Source organism: Mitsuaria sp. BK041, assembly GCF_014193085.1.
In the GTDB taxonomy this organism is placed as follows: domain Bacteria; phylum Pseudomonadota; class Gammaproteobacteria; order Burkholderiales; family Burkholderiaceae_C; genus Roseateles.
In genome coordinates this window covers 1,888,425-1,904,998 of sequence record NZ_JACHYT010000002.1, presented here as the reverse complement: position 1 = coordinate 1,904,998, position 16,574 = coordinate 1,888,425, and the positions used below count along the sequence as shown (strand labels likewise).

Annotated in this window: 18 protein-coding genes and 1 tRNA gene; 13 read left to right on the top strand and 6 right to left on the bottom strand. The window is 67.2% G+C overall.

What is annotated here, in order from left to right:
• Positions 1-10 precede the first annotated feature (10 nt).
• Positions 11-86 (top strand) — tRNA-Phe (locus FHT38_RS24240).
• Between the two features lie 97 nt (positions 87-183).
• Here FHT38_RS24240 and FHT38_RS24235 read toward each other — a convergent pair.
• From FHT38_RS24235 to FHT38_RS24220, 4 genes are all read right to left on the bottom strand, one after another.
• A complete protein-coding gene (locus FHT38_RS24235) occupies positions 184-624 on the bottom strand; it encodes a group 1 truncated hemoglobin (protein ID WP_183493465.1) in 441 nt (146 codons plus the stop codon).
• 46 nt (positions 625-670) lie between these two features.
• Positions 671-1,567: a DUF3034 family protein gene (locus FHT38_RS24230; protein ID WP_183493464.1), complete on the bottom strand. Its 897-nt coding sequence runs from the start codon at positions 1,565-1,567 to the stop codon at positions 671-673.
• Positions 1,568-1,608: 41 nt separating this feature from the next.
• The gene (locus FHT38_RS24225; RefSeq protein ID WP_091730804.1) at positions 1,609-2,028 is read right to left on the bottom strand and encodes a VOC family protein; all 420 of its coding nucleotides are present in this window, start codon (positions 2,026-2,028) and stop codon (positions 1,609-1,611) included.
• 180 nt (positions 2,029-2,208) lie between these two features.
• On the bottom strand, positions 2,209-3,090 hold the full coding sequence (locus tag FHT38_RS24220) for an acyl-ACP desaturase (protein WP_091730800.1): 882 nt from the start codon (positions 3,088-3,090) through the stop codon (positions 2,209-2,211).
• A gap of 175 nt (positions 3,091-3,265) precedes the next feature.
• Between FHT38_RS24220 and FHT38_RS24215 the strand changes: the two genes are divergently transcribed.
• On the top strand, positions 3,266-3,886 hold the full coding sequence (locus FHT38_RS24215; RefSeq protein ID WP_091730796.1) for a glutathione peroxidase: 621 nt from the start codon (positions 3,266-3,268) through the stop codon (positions 3,884-3,886).
• Between the two features lie 588 nt (positions 3,887-4,474).
• Here the strand turns inward: FHT38_RS24215 and corA are convergent.
• Positions 4,475-5,464: a magnesium/cobalt transporter CorA gene (corA, locus tag FHT38_RS24210; protein ID WP_091730793.1), complete on the bottom strand. Its 990-nt coding sequence runs from the start codon at positions 5,462-5,464 to the stop codon at positions 4,475-4,477.
• 726 nt (positions 5,465-6,190) lie between these two features.
• Here corA and hpf point away from each other — a divergent pair.
• The 3 genes from hpf to hprK all read left to right on the top strand — a co-directional run bounded on the left by hpf (position 6,191) and on the right by hprK (position 8,304).
• On the top strand, positions 6,191-6,532 hold the full coding sequence (gene hpf / locus FHT38_RS24205; RefSeq protein WP_091730788.1) for a ribosome hibernation-promoting factor, HPF/YfiA family: 342 nt from the start codon (positions 6,191-6,193) through the stop codon (positions 6,530-6,532).
• Positions 6,533-6,819: 287 nt separating this feature from the next.
• Positions 6,820-7,290 carry a PTS IIA-like nitrogen regulatory protein PtsN gene (gene ptsN / locus FHT38_RS24200; RefSeq protein WP_091730784.1) on the top strand — a complete coding sequence of 157 codons (471 nt, stop codon included), beginning with the start codon at positions 6,820-6,822 and terminating at the stop codon, positions 7,288-7,290.
• Between the two features lie 51 nt (positions 7,291-7,341).
• On the top strand, positions 7,342-8,304 hold the full coding sequence (hprK, locus tag FHT38_RS24195) for an HPr(Ser) kinase/phosphatase (RefSeq protein WP_091730781.1): 963 nt from the start codon (positions 7,342-7,344) through the stop codon (positions 8,302-8,304).
• An 81-nt stretch (positions 8,305-8,385) separates the two neighbouring features.
• Here the strand turns inward: hprK and fur are convergent, their stop codons facing one another.
• Positions 8,386-8,817, bottom strand: coding sequence for a ferric iron uptake transcriptional regulator (gene fur / locus FHT38_RS24190; protein WP_091730779.1), 432 nt, complete (start codon positions 8,815-8,817; stop codon positions 8,386-8,388).
• 140 nt (positions 8,818-8,957) lie between these two features.
• Here fur and FHT38_RS24185 point away from each other — a divergent pair, with 140 nt between their 5' ends.
• The 8 genes from FHT38_RS24185 (at position 8,958) to FHT38_RS24150 (ending at position 16,568) form a co-directional block, all read left to right on the top strand.
• The gene (locus FHT38_RS24185; protein WP_255488908.1) at positions 8,958-9,494 is read left to right on the top strand and encodes an outer membrane protein assembly factor BamE; all 537 of its coding nucleotides are present in this window, start codon (positions 8,958-8,960) and stop codon (positions 9,492-9,494) included.
• Positions 9,491-10,297, top strand: coding sequence for a 4-hydroxy-tetrahydrodipicolinate reductase (gene dapB / locus FHT38_RS24180; protein ID WP_183493463.1), 807 nt, complete (start codon positions 9,491-9,493; stop codon positions 10,295-10,297). The genes FHT38_RS24185 and dapB overlap by 4 nt, the downstream gene beginning before the upstream one ends.
• Before the next feature lie 40 nt (positions 10,298-10,337).
• Positions 10,338-10,982: a MotA/TolQ/ExbB proton channel family protein gene (locus FHT38_RS24175; protein ID WP_091730771.1), complete on the top strand. Its 645-nt coding sequence runs from the start codon at positions 10,338-10,340 to the stop codon at positions 10,980-10,982.
• Positions 10,983-11,008: 26 nt separating this feature from the next.
• Positions 11,009-11,491, top strand: a complete 483-nt coding sequence (locus tag FHT38_RS24170; RefSeq protein ID WP_091730768.1) for a biopolymer transporter ExbD — start codon at positions 11,009-11,011, stop codon at positions 11,489-11,491.
• 89 nt (positions 11,492-11,580) lie between these two features.
• Positions 11,581-14,214, top strand: coding sequence for a leucine--tRNA ligase (leuS, locus tag FHT38_RS24165; protein WP_183493462.1), 2,634 nt, complete (start codon positions 11,581-11,583; stop codon positions 14,212-14,214).
• A gap of 4 nt (positions 14,215-14,218) precedes the next feature.
• Positions 14,219-14,728: an LPS assembly lipoprotein LptE gene (gene lptE / locus FHT38_RS24160; RefSeq protein ID WP_091730762.1), complete on the top strand. Its 510-nt coding sequence runs from the start codon at positions 14,219-14,221 to the stop codon at positions 14,726-14,728.
• Positions 14,729-14,747: 19 nt separating this feature from the next.
• Positions 14,748-15,815 (top strand): DNA polymerase III subunit delta, encoded by a 1,068-nt coding sequence (gene holA / locus FHT38_RS24155; RefSeq protein WP_183493461.1) that lies wholly within the window; start codon positions 14,748-14,750, stop codon positions 15,813-15,815.
• A gap of 27 nt (positions 15,816-15,842) precedes the next feature.
• Positions 15,843-16,568, top strand: a complete 726-nt coding sequence (locus FHT38_RS24150; RefSeq protein WP_183493460.1) for a methylamine utilization protein — start codon at positions 15,843-15,845, stop codon at positions 16,566-16,568.
• The last annotated feature ends 6 nt before the right edge of the window (positions 16,569-16,574 follow it).

The window sequence follows — 16,574 nt, the reverse complement described above, 5'->3', positions numbered from 1 at the left end:
CCAGTCTCATGGCCAAGTAGCTCAGTTGGTAGAGCAGCGGATTGAAAATCCGCGTGTCGGTGGTTCGATTCCGCCCTTGGCCACCAGATTCACGAAAGCCCGGCTCCGCCGGGCTTTCTGCTTTCTGCGGCCCCACGACGCTCATCACCACACCTCGAACCAAAGCCGCACACGCGACCAAGCTCACTGCGTGATGATGTCCCGATGCATCGGCGCGAGCAGCGCCAGCAGGCGGTTCTGAACGGCGAACGGCACCCGCTGCGCGTCCATCGCCAATTGCAGGTCTTCGACCAACGCATTGAAGTCGGCCTTGTCCAGCGCGAGGTGGGCATGCGACTTCGCCATCGTCTCGCCGTCGTAGACGCATGGGCCGCCGCTGAGCTGGCAGAACTGCTTGCGGATCGATTCCTTCAGCGCTTTCGGGTTGACGCCATCGAACTTGCGCTTGATGCGCTCATCCGCATAGGCGCGATCGATCATGCCGTCGACGATGTGGGCGATGCCCTCCTCGCCGCCCAGCGCGCGATACAGCCCGTCATCCGCCGCGCCGGCGATCGACGCGGCGCCCACGCCCATCAGCAGAGCCAGCGCGCCAGCCCTCCACAGCCTTCGAGCGGATCGCATCGTGCAGACCTCCTGGTCGAGTCGTCGGAGCGCGGCGAGGCCGCGGTCAGTAGGCGAATTGAATCGAGCCGTAGACGCCGCGCTGACGACGCGGCTGGATCCCCGGCACGATGCCACCGAGGTCCACATAGGCAGCCGTCAGCGACACATGCTTGTTGGGCGCCCAGGCGACGAACACATCCTTCCAGTCGTCCTCTCGCAGCGCGTCGCCCAGGATCGATGAATTGAGCTTGTCGGGCTTCACGCGGTACTCGACGCCCACCGCCCACTGCTTATTCAGCAGGTAGGCGATCGACACCTCCGGCACCAGCGAATAACTGCCGCTCGCCGTCCCGCCGAAGCCCAGCAGGCCGTTCTGATTGGCGCGCGTCGCGCGCAGCGTCAGGTTCACCAGCGTGCTTTGCGCCAGGAACAGCTTGGTCGCGCTCAGATAGATGTCCACGCCCTGACGCTTCGCGCCGAGCGCGCTCAGCGTCGGCGCCAGGCCACCCGCGTCGAGGTGCTTGTACTCGACGCCCAGCGCGAGCTGCGGCATCCAGGTGTCGGCATCGAGCACCGCATCGCCGCCCAGTCGCACCTTCGCGCCGAGGATCGTCTGCTTGAGCCGGAGCCCGGGTAACCCCAGCGCTGCGCCCGTGGCGCCAGCGCTCAAGTCCTGCCTGGCGATCGACAGCTCGGCGCGCTCGCCAAAAGCCACGGCGGCGCCGTAGCCGGTGAAGCCGTAGTCCTGCACCGGCAAGCGCGTGAGGTACGCGGTCGCACCGATCTGGCCCGCCGTCGCGTAGCTGCCGGTCAATGCCCATGGCGACAAACCGCCACCAGCCGCGCCATCGATGCTGCTCACCCCGCCGGTCAACAGCAGCTTGCCTTGCGCCTGTGCGGCGCAGGCCAGCGGCGCGGCCATCAACAACGGCGCGATCAATCGCAGCAGCAGGTGGTCCATGAGCAGAGACGGTGAGGATGCCGAAGACGTCGCGCGGGCGCTTACCAGGCGCCGGTGTTGGGCATCGAGATCCAGGGCTCGGCCGGCGGCAGCGCCGGGCCGTCCTGCAGCAGCTCGATCGAGATGTTGTCGGGCGAGCGCACGAAAGCCATGCGGCCGTCACGCGGCGGGCGGTTGATCGTCACGCCAGCGTCCATCAGGCGCTGGCAGGCGGCGTAGATGTCGGGGACCGCGTAGGCCACGTGACCGAAGTTGCGACCCCCGGTATAGATCTCGGGATCCCAGTTGTAGGTCAGCTCGATCTGCGCGTCCTCGTCGCCGGGTGCGGCCAGATAGACCAGGGTGAAACGGCCGGCCTCATGCTCGCTGCGGCGCACCTCCTGCAGCCCCAGGGCGTCGCGGTAGAACTTCAGCGAGGCATCGAGATCGGTCACTCGGACCATGGTGTGCAGATACTTCATGAGCGGTGTCGGATGGCGTTGGACAGTGGAATCGACGCGAGGTCGGACGGCGCATTGTGGCCGGGTGGCGAGCGGTTTGCATGCAGCGGGGCATGCGTGGGAACACCCTCGAGGAGCGCTGCGGCTCAAATGAAGAAGGCCCGCGTCGGCGGGCCTTCGTACGAGCGGAAAACGCGAGGGTCAGGTCGCCTGCGGCGTGGCGTCGCCACCTGGCGCCTGCTGCGTCGCCTGAGCCAGGCGTTGCGTCAACTCCTTGCGGAAGCGGTTCAACTCCTGGACGCTCACGAAGCTGCGCTCCATCAGCAGGCTCATGTTGTGCAGGATGCGTTCGACGACCTTGTTTTCCCAGACGCTGTCGAACTGGATCTGCTTGTCGAGCCAGCGCTCCAGCCACTCCGGATCGGGCAGGCGGCTCTGGATGGTGTCGCGCGGGAACAGCTTGGCGTTCACATGCAGGTTGGTCGGGTGCAGCGCCTGCGCGGTGCGGCGCGCGCTGGCCATCAGCACGCCGACCTTCGCGAATGCCGCCTTCGCCTCGTCCCCGAACTTGCTCATCGCGCGCTTCATGTAGCGCAGGTAGGCGCCGCCATGACGGGCTTCATCGCGCGACAGGGTCTCGTAGATCGCCTTGATGACCGGCTCGGTGTGCCATTCGGCGGCGCGGCGGTACCAGTGGTTCAGACGGATCTCGCCGCAGAAGTGCAGCATCAGCGTCTCCAGCGCCGGGGCCGGATCGAATTCGAAGCGCACCTCGTGCAGTTCCGCTTCGGTCGGCACCATGTCCGGACGGAAGCGGCGCAGGTATTCCATCAGCACCAGCGAATGCTTCTGCTCCTCGAAGAACCAAACGCTCATGAACGCGGAGAAGTCGCTGTCGTCCTTGTTGTCGCGCAGGAACATCTCGGTGGCGGGCAGCGCGGACCACTCGGTGATCGCGTTCATCTTGATCGTGCGCGCCTGGTCGTCGGTCAGCTTGGACGCGTCGAACTTGTCCCACGGAATATCCGTGTCCATGTTCCAGCGCACGGCCTCGAGTTGCTTGAAGAGTTCGGGATAAAGCATCTGTCTGCGTCCTGTTAAGCGCGCCGGATTCTACCGGTCGCACCATGACAATCCCTTACGGCATCGGCCCATGGGGCGATCTGGCCTAATCCCGCATCCGACCGATCTCACGCCGGGTTCGCTTATTACGAAGCAGCACGACCGTTCGGATTCACCGATCCTGGAGACACAGCCCATGAACACGTCCTTCGGTTCCCTCCTGCGGCGCGCCGCCTTCGCCGGCCTCGCGATGGTCGCGATGGCTTTGGCCACGACCGCCGCCCATGCCGCACCGGCGGCCGAGCCCGCGACTTCCGGCGCAGCCTGCCCGGAGCTGCTGAACCGGCAAATGCCTCGCCTGCAGGACGAAAAACCACAGGCGCTGTGCCAGTACGCCGGCAAGGTGGTCCTGGTGGTCAACACGGCAAGTTTTTGCGGCTACACGCCCCAGTACAAGGCGCTGGAAGCGGTGTCCGCGCGCTATGCGGACAAGGGGCTGGTGGTACTTGGTTTTCCATCCGGTGATTTCGGCAACCAGGAGTACGGCAGCAACAAGGAAATCGCCGAGTTCTGCGAGAACACCTTCAACGTGAAATTCCCGATGTTCAGCAAGAGCAGCGTCGCGGCCGGAAAAGCCGATCTGAACCCGCTCTTCGCCGACCTGGCCAAGCGCACCGGTCAGGCGCCGAAGTGGAATTTCCACAAGTACCTGATTTCGCGCGACGGCAAGCAGGTCATGAGCTTCGCGTCGGGCGTGAGCCCGGACAGCTCGACCTTCACCCAGGCCGTGGAAAAGCTGCTGGCGCAGCCGCAGTGAACGGGCATCGCAGCGGGAACTCGAAAATCCTGTCGCTTGAGCTCGTTCCAGCTTGCAAAAGCTGAATGAAAGGCGCGGGAGGAGGCAATCGGCACGCCTGTGGCGAGGGGCCTTCATCAGCCTGAAAACTGTCCCGGCTAGCCGGGACAGCAGTGACAGTTGCTCACGTATTTGTCGCTCGGCGGGGTGACTTCCGCGTCGATGCGCTGCACCATAACGACTCGATCAATACATCGCTGATGAGAAACGCAAGCGACGACGCCGATAACAGCGCTCACTTTGAGCTGACTTAAACACGGCGGATGGCGCAGCAGCGTGGGAGGGCATTCCGCGGGTTTACACCGATCCCATCAGCGATGGGAGTACAGTCGACGCAACCACTTTCAGCCGCAAGACCTGCTTCTTCGTGAAGCTGCAATCCCGAGGCCTTTCTCCTCCTCCTCCCTCCCTCCCTCGTTGGCCAGGGGCGTCTTGAGGCTACTTTTCTACCCAGGGCTTCCGCTTCGCGGAAGCCCTTTGCATTTGCGGCGTCCAGCCGAAAAAAAGCGCGCCTCCTGGCGCGCCCTGGTCAGCGTCGAGCGGGCTTGATCAGGCCAGCCAGCCCTTGCGGCGGAAGTAGATGAAGGGCGCCGCCACCGACGCCACCATCAGCCCGATCGCGAAGAAGTAGCCGTACTTCCAACGCAGCTCCGGCATCGCCTCGAAGTTCATGCCATAGACGCTGGCGATCAGCGTCGGCGGCAGCAGGGCGACGCTCGCGACCGAGAAGATCTTGATGATCTTGTTCTGGTTGATGTTGATGAAGCCGACCGTGGCATCCATCAGGAAGTTGATCTTGTCGAACAGGAACGCGGTGTGCGAATCGAGCGAATCGATGTCGCGCAGGATCTGGCGCGATTCCTCGAACTGCTCGGCGTTGAGCATGCGGCTGCGCATCATGAAGCTGACCGCGCGCCGGGTGTCCATGACGTTGCGCCGGATGCGCCCGTTCAAGTCCTCCTCCCGGGCGATCGCCGCCAGCACCTGCCCCGCCTCGGTGTCGTTGACGTCCTTCTTCAGGACCCGCGCGCTCACCTTCTCGAGGTTGTCGTAGATGCCCTCCAGCACGTCGGCGGAGTACTCCGCGTCCGCGTCATAGAGCTTGAGCAGCACGTCCTTGGCGTCCTCGATCAGCGCCGGGATGCGACGGGCCCGCAGGCGCAGCAGCCGGAACACCGGCAGGTCCTCGTTGTGGATCGAGAAAAGCACGTTGTCGAAGAGGATGAAGGCGACCCGCACGTTGCGCGGCGCTTCCATGTCGTCGATCAGGAAGTCGGAGCGGATGTGCAGCTCGCCGTTGTCTTCCTCGTAGAAGCGGGCCGATTCCTCGAGATCCTCGTCGACGATGTCCTCGGGAATCACCAGATGGAAGCGTTCGCGGATCCAGTCCTTTTCCTCCGGCGTCGGCGACTGCAGGTCGACCCAGACCGGGTTGCGGTCGGCCCCGGCGAGCGAGAGCAGTTCGGCGGCGGTGGAAATCTCTTCCTGGACCATGCCTCCCTTGAGGCGGCCATTGTCCAGCGTGAACACATTCAGCATGCGGATCCTTCGTCGGCGGTGCGCGCTCGGGCGAACGCGCAAGCCGGAGTGCGCGTTGACGGACCCTTCGAGGGTCGCCGCGGCGCGAGAGTTGCCAGGAGCAGGCGACGCCAGGCGGCGCGCCAGGGGGTCGAGGTGGCCCGTCTCACTCCGGACAAGCGTCGCGGCGGCGTTGGATGCGGTGGAGCAGAACGCTCAGGGGCTGCGGCGGATTGACGCTGGAGTGGACGGCCACCGAGGGTGGTCGCTGTCCAAGGGGGACTCCAGTAATCGGGACGCGGGATTATCACATCGCGTCCCGAGGGCCAGCAAGGAAGCGCGAGGAGGACGCCCGGTCGGAAGGCCCGCGCCGCACAACACCCAGCATTCCAGCACGGACCTCGCCCTGCTGCAAGGCGGGAAAATTCGCCCCCAAACTTGCTTTCCATCACTTGCCGAGGCTGGGGATCGGGAGCAGACTGGACTCGTCTTCTTCATCGATCTCGCCTCAGAACCCGCATGCCATCGGCCCTCGCGGCCTTCCGGGTCCCTCGCGGACCGCTCACCCGTCGCGCCGTTTCCGACACTCCATCCGCTTCCCCCGCGTCTCCAGCTCGATGCCGGCGACGTGCCGACCGACCCTCACCGACTCCCCACCTCACCAAGACCCTGCCCGCTCTTTTCCCCGCGGCAACGACCGCCGACTCCGACTCTGTTTCCGACCAAGCCCTTGTGAAAGGAGGCTTTATGAACCTGACCATCAGCGGCCACCATCTCGAAGTGACACAGGCTCTGCGCGAATACGTGCTGAACAAGCTCAGCCGGGTGCTCCGCCACTTTGACCAGGTCGTGGACGTCAACGTCCTGCTGACCGTGGAGAAGCAAAAGGAAAAGGATCGACGCCAACGCGCTGAAGTCACGCTGCATGTGAAGGGACGGGAAATCTTCTGCGAACACTCGAACGGCGATCTCTACGCCGCCATCGACGAGCTGATGGACAAGCTGGATCGCCAGGTCTGCCGCCACAAGGATCGGGTGCAGAACCATCACCATGAATCGGCCAAGCGCATGGACTTGAGCGCCGGATGACCGATCTCCGCGAATCCGACGGTCCTCCCCGGCCCGTCGGGCTCGCTGCCGGATCTTCGGGATTACCCGGAGATCCCCCGCAAGGCGGCCCATCGGGCCGCCTTTTTGCCGAGAATTGTTGCGATGCAACACCAGCGGAGACGTTTTCACAGAAGCGTCGCATCCGTCACACCCCCTCTCGGTAGCGGGATTCCTATAATCCAGTCCTTCAACCCTCGAATCTGCGTACCCGCTGGTGCGCAGGCTGCTTCCCCAGCTCGCCGGTCGACATGGCCGGTAAATGCCCGATGAACCGTCTCGCCGCCATCCTTCCCGCCAGCAACGTGCTGGTCGATGTGGACGCTTCCAGCAAAAAGCGGGTCTTCGAACAGGCCGGGCTGCTTTTCGAGAACAACCATTCGATCTCCCGCGCCGCGGTCACGGACAACCTGTTCGCCCGCGAGCGCCTGGGCTCCACCGGTCTGGGCCACGGCGTCGCGATCCCGCATGGCCGCATCAAGGGCCTGAAGAACCCGCTGGCCGCGGTGCTGCGCGTGCAGCAGCCCATCGGCTTCGACGCCCCCGACGACGAACCGGTCACCCTGCTGATCTTCCTGCTGGTGCCCGAGGCGGCGACCCAGAGACACCTCGAGATCCTGTCCGAGATCGCCGAGATGCTGTCCGACCGCGAACTGCGCGAACGCCTCAAGACCGAGGCGGAGGCCGCCACCGTGCATCGCCTGATCGCCGACTGGGAACCGCTGAAGTCGGTGGCCTGAGCGGCCCGGCGCCTCGAGACGATCTCTCCACACCTCCAGCCCCCGCCCAACTTGAAAGCCACCTCCATCAGCGCGGACCGGTTGTTCGAGGAACACCGCGAGGCCTTGCGTTGGGAGTGGATCGCCGGGCATGCGCACCCTGAACGCCGTTTCGACGAAGCCGCGCTGCGGGACGCCCAGTCGGCCGCCGACCTGGTCGGCTACCTGAACTACATCCACCCCTACCGCGTCCAGATCGTCGGCCGGCGCGAAGTCGCCTACCTGAGCCAGGCCTCGGGCGACGTGCTGGACCGCCGGATCTCGCGCATCGTGACGCTGGAACCGCCGGTCATCATCGTCGCCGACGACCAGGTGCCGCCGGACCGGCTGGTCGCGATGTGCGACCGCGCCGAGATCCCGCTGTTCACCACCGCCGAAAGTGCCGGCCACGTCATTGACCTGGTGCGAGCCTACCTGGCCCACGTCTGCGCCAACCGCACGACACGCCACGGCGTGTTCATGGACATCCTCGGCCTGGGCGTGCTGCTAACCGGCGAATCGGGACTGGGCAAGAGCGAACTCGGCCTGGAACTGATCAGCCGCGGCCACGGTCTGGTGGCGGATGACGCGGTCGACTTCTTCCGGATCGCGCAGACGGCCATCGAAGGCCGCTGCCCCGAACTGCTGATGAATCTGCTGGAGGTCCGCGGCATCGGCCTGCTGGACATCAAGGCCATCTTCGGCGAGACGGCGGTGCGCCGGAAGATGCGGCTCAAGCTGATCGTGCACCTGGTCCGCAAGGAAACGATGGAGCGCGACTTCGAGCGCCTGCCCTACGAGCCGCTCTACGAGGACGTGCTGGGCATGCCGGTGCGCAAGGTCGTGATCGCCGTGGACGCCGGCCGCAACCTGGCCGTGCTGGTCGAGGCCGCGGTGCGCAACACCATCCTGCAATTGCGCGGCATCGACACCTACCGCGAGTTCGTCGAGCGCCACCAGCGCGCGATCGAGCAGGGACTGAACGACAACAACTGAACGCGGCGCCGCTTTCGACGGTGCATGACGAAGGGGCTCCGCGGAGCCCCTTGTCGTTGACGCCGCGATCGCCGGACCGGGTCAGCGGGCCATCTTGTGCGGGCAGTCCTTCTTGACGCAGTTCGCGTACAGCGCGAGCGAGTGCTCCTGCAGCTGGAAGCCACGCTCCTGCGCGATCGCGTGCTGGCGCTCCTCGATCTTCGGATCGTAGAACTCCTCGACGAAGCCGCAGGTCAGGCAGACGAGGTGGTCGTGGTGGTGGCCCTCGTTGAGCTCGAAGACCGCCTTGCCCGATTCGAAGTGGTTGCGCGACAGCAGGCCGGCCTGCTCGAACTGCGTGAGGACGCGATAGACGGTGGCCAGACCGATGTCGGCGCGTTCATCGAGCAAAGCTTTGTAAACGTCCTCGGCGGTCATGTGCCGCTGCTGGGCGGTCTGGAAGATCTCGAGGATCTTGATGCGGGGCAGCGTGGCCTTGAGCCCGCTGTTCTTGATTTCGTCTGACCGGTTCATGGGGTTTGCGCCTGCGGGGAAGCGGGGGTGCGTGCCGCTAGAATCTCGCGATCATAGCCCTTGCGCCTCGGCCAATCCGCGCCATGTCATTGAATTCCCGTATCGCCTGCATTGCCCGCCGGAACGCCTCCGGCGCCGCGATGGCAGGCCTGGTTGTCGGTCTGCTGGCGCTGGGCGGCTGCTCGCAGATGCCCAAGTTCGACGCGCTCTCGGTGAGCGGCGACAAGGTGCTGGGCCTGGTGACGCCCTACCGCGTCGAGATCGTGCAGGGCAACGTGGTCACCAAGGAACAGCTGGCCGCGATCAAGCCGGGCATGAGCCGTGTCCAGGTGCGCGATGTCCTGGGCTCGCCGCTGCTGACCGACGTCTTCCATGAGTCCCGCTGGGACTACGTGTTCACGATCCGCCGCCAAGGGGCCGCGCCGCAGAACCGCCACATCCTGCTGACCTTCGACGGCGACCAGCTGTCCAAGATCGACGCGCCGGACGACCTGCCGACCGAGAAGGAATTCATCGCCTCGATCAACACGCTGAAGGTCTCCGGCAAGGAACCCAAGCTGGAGCTGACCGAAGAAGAGCGCAAGGCGCTGCCGCCGCCGGTGCGCACCGCCGCGGCGTCGGCGCCGGAGCCGATGGGACCGACCCGCGACTACCCCCCGCTGGAGCCGCGCCGATGAGCCGTCTGCGGATCGCGATCACCGGCGCGTCCGGCCGCATGGGCCGGATGCTGGTCGAGGCGGTGCTCGCCGCCGACGACCTCGAGCTGGCCGCCGCGCTCGACCGCGACGGCAGCCCGGCGCTCGGCCAGGATGCCGGCGCCTTCCTCGGTCAGATCACCGGCGTGGCGATCACCAGCGACGTGCGGGCCGGCCTGTCGCGGTCCGACGTGCTGATCGACTTCACCCGCCCCGAAGGCACGATGGCGCACCTGGCGCTGTGCGCCGAACTGGGCGTGCGCACCGTCATCGGCACCACCGGCTTCAGCCCCGACGAGAAGGCGAAGATCGGCGAGTACGCCCAGCGCGCCGCCGTCATGATGGCGCCCAACATGAGCGTCGGCGTCAATGTCGTGCTGAAGCTGCTGGCGCAGGCGTCCAAGGCGCTCTCGCAGGGCTATGACATCGAGATCGTCGAGGCCCACCATCGCCACAAGGTCGACGCGCCCAGCGGCACCGCGCTGAAGATGGGCGAGGTCGTCGCCGAGGCGCTTGGCCGGGACCTGAAGACCTGCGCGGTCTACGGCCGGGAAGGCGTCACTGGCGAGCGCGATCCGTCGACGATCGGTTTCGCGACGGTCCGTGGCGGCGACGTCATCGGCGACCACACGGTGATGTACCTGGGCATCGGCGAGCGCATCGAGATCAGCCACAAGGCCTCGAGCCGCGCGACCTTCGCGCAGGGCAGCCTGCGCGCGGCGCGTTTCCTGGGCGAGCGCAAGACCGGGCTGTTCGACATGAACGACGTGCTCGGCATGGCCTGAGCGCGACGCGCTCGATCACCGGCGATCGACGAACGACGCGATGACCGAACTGATCCATCTCTGGCAAGCGGGCGACGGTGTCGCCCGTTTCGTTTCCCTGCTGCTGCTGGCGATGTCGGTGTGCAGCTGGGTGCTGATCTTCTGGCGCGGCTGGACGCTGGCGCGGGCCCGCGCCGACCTGGGCCGCGGCCTGCCGGTGTTCTGGACGGCGCCCGACCTGGGCCAGGGACGCGAGCACCTGGCGCCGCTGGACCGCGGCGCGCTGATGCTGCCGCTGATCGACGCCGCGATGCAGGACAGCGCGCCCGGCACCCTGGCCGCCACCGCGCGCAAAACCTCGCAGCTCACGCGCCGTCTGCGCGACGCGCTGCACGCGGTGCTGGGCGGCCTCAACCGGGGCCAGGTCATGCTGGCGACCATCGGCGCGACCGCGCCCTTCGTCGGCCTGTTCGGCACCGTCTGGGGCATCTACCACGCGCTGCTGAGCATCTCCTCGACCGGCAACTTCAGCCTGGACAAGGTCTCGGGGCCGGTCGGCGAAGCGCTGATCATGACCGCCGCCGGCTTGGCGGTGGCCATCCCGGCGGTGCTGGCCTACAACCTGTTCGGCAAGTGGGTCGCCGCCTGCGAGGCGGAACTCGAGGGCTTCGCGCACGACCTGCGCGAGTTGATCGACGAGGCGTGAGCGCCCGCCTGACCTGAGCTGATGCCATGAAGTTCGGCCGCCTCGAACGCCGCGAAGCGCCCAAGCCGATGGGCGAGATCAACATGACGCCGCTGATCGACGTCATGCTGGTGCTGCTGGTGATCTTCATCATCGCCGCGCCGCTGATGGGCAGCGCGCTGAAACTGGACCTGCCCAAGAGCGATGCCGCCGCGCCCGGCCCGGGCGCCAAGTTCATCGCCCTGGTGATCACCCCCGAGGGGGACTACCTCTTGGGGGACGAGCCGCTCGACGCCAAGGCGGTGCGCGAGCGCCTCGTGCAGCTGGCCGCACGCCAGCCCGACGCCGAGCTGCGCCTGAGCGCCGACCGGGCCGTGCCTTATGGGAAGGTCGCCCAGTTGATCGGCTGGGCGCAGAAGGCGGGGCTGAACCGGATCGCTTTCGTCGCGGAACAAGGCGAGGGCGAGGGCGGCGAAGTCGGCGAGGCCGGCCCCGCCAGAGCAGCGCCCGACCCCGCCGCGAAGCGCTGATCGCTCACCCCCGCAGGGTGGCGCCCACCGGGAGGATGGGCGGCGGCGCGCGGCCTCCTACAATCGGCGGCTACGTTGCCCGAGCCACCATGAACGAGAAATACGCTCCCTCCGAGGTCGAACAGGCCGCCCGCGACCACTGGAACGCCAGTGACGCCTACCGCGTCGTCGAGGACGCGTCCAAGCCGAAGTTCTACGCCTGCTCCATGCTGCCCTACCCGAGCGGCAAGCTGCACATGGGCCATGTCCGCAACTACACGATCAACGACATGTTGACGCGTCAGCTGCGCATGAAGGGCTACAACGTGCTGATGCCGATGGGCTGGGACGCCTTCGGCCTGCCCGCGGAGAACGCGGCGATGAAGAACAAGGTGCCGCCGGCCGCGTGGACCTACGACAACATCGCCTACATGAAGTCGCAGATGCAGGCGATGGGCCTGGCGATCGACTGGTCGCGCGAGATCGCCACCTGCAAGCCGGACTACTACCGCTGGAACCAGTGGCTGTTCCTGAAGATGCTGGAGGCCGGCATCGCCGAGCGGCGCACGCAGGTCGTGAACTGGGACCCGGTCGACCAGACCGTGCTGGCCAACGAGCAGGTGATCGACGGCAAGGGCTGGCGCTCGGGCGCGACGGTCGAGAAGCGCGAGATTCCCGGCTACTACCTCAAGATCACCGACTACGCGGAAGAGCTGCTGGCCGCGGTCGCCGATCCGTCGGACAAGAACTTCCTGTCGGGCTGGCCCGAGCGGGTGCGCCTGATGCAGGAGAACTGGATCGGCAAGAGCGAGGGCCTGCGCTTCGCCTTCCCGCACGCGATCCAGGGCGAGGACGGCCAGCCCATCCAGGACGGGCTGCTGTACGTCTTCACGACGCGCGCCGACACCATCATGGGCGTGACCTTCTGCGCCGTGGCGCCGGAGCATCCGCTGGCCGCGCACGCCGCGAAGACGAATCCCGCGCTGGCCGCCTTCATCGAGGAATGCAAGCAGGGCGGCACGACCGAGGCCGAACTGGCCACGCAGGACAAGAAAGGCCTGGCGACCGGCCTCTTCGTGACGCACCCGCTGACCGGCGAACAGGTCGAGGTCTGGGTCGGCAACTACGTGCTGATGAGCTACGGCGACGGCGCCGTGATGGGCGTGCCGGCGCATGACGAGCGCGACTTCGCGTTCGCGAAGAAGTACGGCATCGCGATCAAGCAGGTCGTCGCCGTCGAGGGCGAGACCTACTCGACCGACGCCTGGGCCGAATGGTACGGCGACAAGCAGCGCGGCACCTGCATCAACTCCGGCGCGCTGGACGGCCTGACGCACAAGCAGGCGGTGGACAAGGTGGCCGAACTCGTCGGCACCAAGGGCCTGGGCGAGAAGAAGACGACCTGGCGCCTGCGCGACTGGGGCGTGAGCCGCCAGCGTTACTGGGGCACGCCCATCCCCATCATCCATTGCGACAGCTGCGGCCCGGTGCCGGTGCCGGAAAAGGACCTGCCCGTCGTGCTGCCGGAGGACTGCATCCCCGACGGCAGCGGCAATCCGCTGAACAAGCGCGCGGACTTCCTGAACTGCAGCTGCCCGAAGTGCGGCGCCGCCGCCAAGCGCGAGACGGACACGATGGACACCTTCGTGGACAGCTCGTGGTACTTCATGCGCTATTGCGATGCGACCAATCCCGAGCAGATGGTCGCGAACGGCACCGACTACTGGATGCCGATGGACCAGTACATCGGCGGCATCGAACACGCGATCCTGCACCTGCTGTACGCGCGCTTCTGGACCAAGGTCATGCGCGACCTGAAGCTCATCAAGTTCAACGAGCCGTTCACCAACCTGCTGACGCAGGGCATGGTGCTCAGGGGCGCCTTCTTCCGCAAGCCGGAAGACGCCGGCAAGCACTACTACTGGGAGCACGAGGTCGACGTCATCCGCAACGAGCATGGCCTGCCCACCGGCGGCACGCTGAAGGCCGACGGCCTCCCGCTCGAGTACGAGATGACGACGATGTCGAAGTCGAAGAACAACGGCGTGGACCCGCAGGCGCTGATCGACGAATACGGCGCCGACACCGCTCGTCTGTTCGTGATGTTCGCGTCCCCGCCCGAGCAGACGCTGGAGTGGAACGACGCCGGCGTCGAGGGCGCGCACCGCTTCCTGAAGCGGGTCTGGGGCTTCGGCGCGAAGCAGGCCGAGGCGATCAAGGCCGGCGGCGCCGATTTCGCCGCGCTGAACGACGAGGGCAAGGCGCTGCGCCGCGAGGTACACCTGGTGCTCAAGCAGGTCTCGTACGACTACGAGCGCATGCAATACAACACCGTCGTGTCGGGCGCGATGAAGCTGCTGAACGCGCTGGAAGGCTTCAAGGCCGAGGGCCAGTCGGCCGCGGTGCGGGAAGGCTTCTCGGTGCTGCTGCGCGTGATCTACCCCGCCTGCCCGCACATCGCGCATGCGCTGTGGACGGAACTGGGCTTCGCCGCCGAACTGGGCGAGCTGCTGGACGCCCCCTGGCCGCAGGTCGACGAAGGCGCGCTGGTGCAGGACCAGATCGAGCTGATGCTGCAGGTCAACGGCAAGCTGCGCGGCTCGATCAAGGTCGCCGCGTCGGCCGACAAGGCGGTGATCGAGGCCGCCGCGCTGGCCAATCCCGAGTTCGAGAAGTTCGCCGAAGGCAAGACGCCCAAGAAGGTCGTCATCGTGCCGGGCCGCCTCGTCAACGTGGTGGTCTGACGCCATGAAGCGCCGCCACCTGCTGTCCTTCGCTTCCCTGGGCGCGCTGGGCGCCGCGGCCGGGCTCCCCGGCTGCGGTTTCGAGCTGCGCAAGGAACCGGTCTACCACTTCAAGACGCTGGCGCTGACCGGCTTCGTGCCGCACTCGCCGCTGGCGCAGGAGCTGCGCCGCCAGGTGCAGCGCAGCACGGTGCGCCTGGTCGAGGACCCCAACCGCGCCGACGTCATCATCGACGCCGAGCGCGAGGTGCGCGACAAGACCTCGGTGGCGACGACCGCCGCGGGGCAGATCACGGAATGGCAGCTGCGACTGTCGCTGGACTACTCGCTGCGCACCGCCGGCGGGGACATCCTGCTGCCGCGCACCGAGCTGCGCCTGACCCGCGACATGAACTACAGCGAAAGCGCGGCGCTGGCCAAGGAGCAGGAAGAGGCCTCGCTGCAGAAGGCGATGCAGGTGGAGGCCGTCGGCCTGCTGCTGCGCCGCCTGGCGGCGGTCCACCTGCCCAACTGAACGCCGACGGGACGCGCGGATGCAGATCAAGGGCGAGGCGCTGGCCGGCCAGTTGGCCAAGGGGCTCAAGCCGGTGTACGTGGTGCACGGCGACGAACCGCTGCTGGCGCAGGAAGCCGCCGACGCGCTGCGCGCCGAGGCCCGCCGGCAGGGCTACAGCGAGCGCCAGGTGTTCACCGTCAGCGGCGCCTACTTCGACTGGGCGCCGGTGATCGCGGCTTCACAGGCGATGAGCCTGTTCGCCGACAAGCAGCTGATCGAGATCCGCATTCCCACCGGCAAGCCGGGCAAGGACGGCTCCGAAGCCCTGCAGCGCTACGTCGACGGCCTGCCGCCCGACGTGCTGACGCTGGTGACGCTGCCGCGGCTGGACAAGACGCAGCTGAGCAGTGCCTGGTTCACCGCGCTGGACGCGGCCGGCGTGTCGGTGAAGGTCGATCCGGTCGAACGGCGCGAGCTGCCGGCCTGGATCGCCCGGCGCCTGCAGCAGCAGGGCCAGTCGGTGGCCTCCGGGGCGCAGGGCCAGCAGGCCCTGGAGTTCTTCGCCGACCGGGTCGAGGGCAACCTGCTCGCCGCCCACCAGGAGCTGCAGAAGCTCGCGCTGCTGCACCCGCCGGGCGAGCTCAGCCTGCAGCAGATCGAGGCGGCGGTGCTGGACGTGGCGCGCTTCGACGTCTTCAAGCTCAGCGAGGCGCTGCTGGGCGGCAAGATCGGCCGCGTGCTGCGCATGCTCGAGGGCCTGAAGGCCGAGGGCGAGGCGGCGGTGCTGGTGCACTGGACGATGGCCGAGGACATCCGCGGCCTGAAGCGGGTCCATGACGCGGTGGCGGCGGGCAAGCCGCTGCCGATGGCGCTGCGGGAATCCCGCATCTGGGGACCGAAGGAGCGCCTGTTCGAGCGCATCGTGCCGCAGCTGCACGGCGCGGCGCTGACCCGGCTGGTGGTGGCCGCCCAGATCTGCGACGGCATCGTCAAGGGGCTGCGCCACCCCGAATGGCCCACCGATCCGTGGGAGGCGCTGGGGCGCCTGGCCCTCATGTTGGAGCAAGCCCTGCGTCCGCCGGCGCAGAAAAACCGCTATGGTTGACGGCATCTCGTCCACCTGACGTCGCCGATGCGCCTGCTCCGCTCCGCAGCCCTGTCGACCGGCCGATCCGGTACCGTCGCTTGCCGCCCGTCCCCTGACGGCACGGGGACGCCGGGCGCGCGGAACGCCTCGCCGCGGCAGGCGTGGGCTTCGGCGCGACGGCTCGCCGCCCTGGCGATCGCGCTGGGCAGCGCCGGCGCGAGCCAGGCCGCGGGCCAGGCCACGGATTGGACCCTCCAGGTGCGCGACGCCGCCGGCGCTCCGGTGCCGAACGCAGCGGTTGCCGTCGAGCTCAAGGGCCAGCCCGCCCGGCCGGCGACCGGCGCCGCGGCCACGATGGCCCAGCGCGATCGCCAGTTCCAACCCCAGTTGCTGGTGGTGCAGACCGGCACCGCGGTGAACTTCCCCAACTTCGACACCGTCCGACACCACGTCTATTCGTTCTCCCCGACGAAGAAGTTCGAACTCAAGCTGTACTCGGGCACGCCGGCCGAGCCGGTGGTCTTCGACAAGCCCGGCGTCGCGCAGCTGGGCTGCAACATCCACGACCGGATGAGCGCCCACATCGTCGTCGTCGACACGCCGCTGTTCGGCATCACCGACGCCAAGGGCGAGGTGACGCTGAACCTGCCGCCGGGCGAGCACCGCCTGCGGCTGTGGGCGACGCGCATGGGCAATGCCGCGCCGAGCGCCCAGCCGCTGGTGGTCGCCGCCGGCGCCGCGGGCGTGCTCAAGGTCGAGCTCAAGGACTGAGGCGCC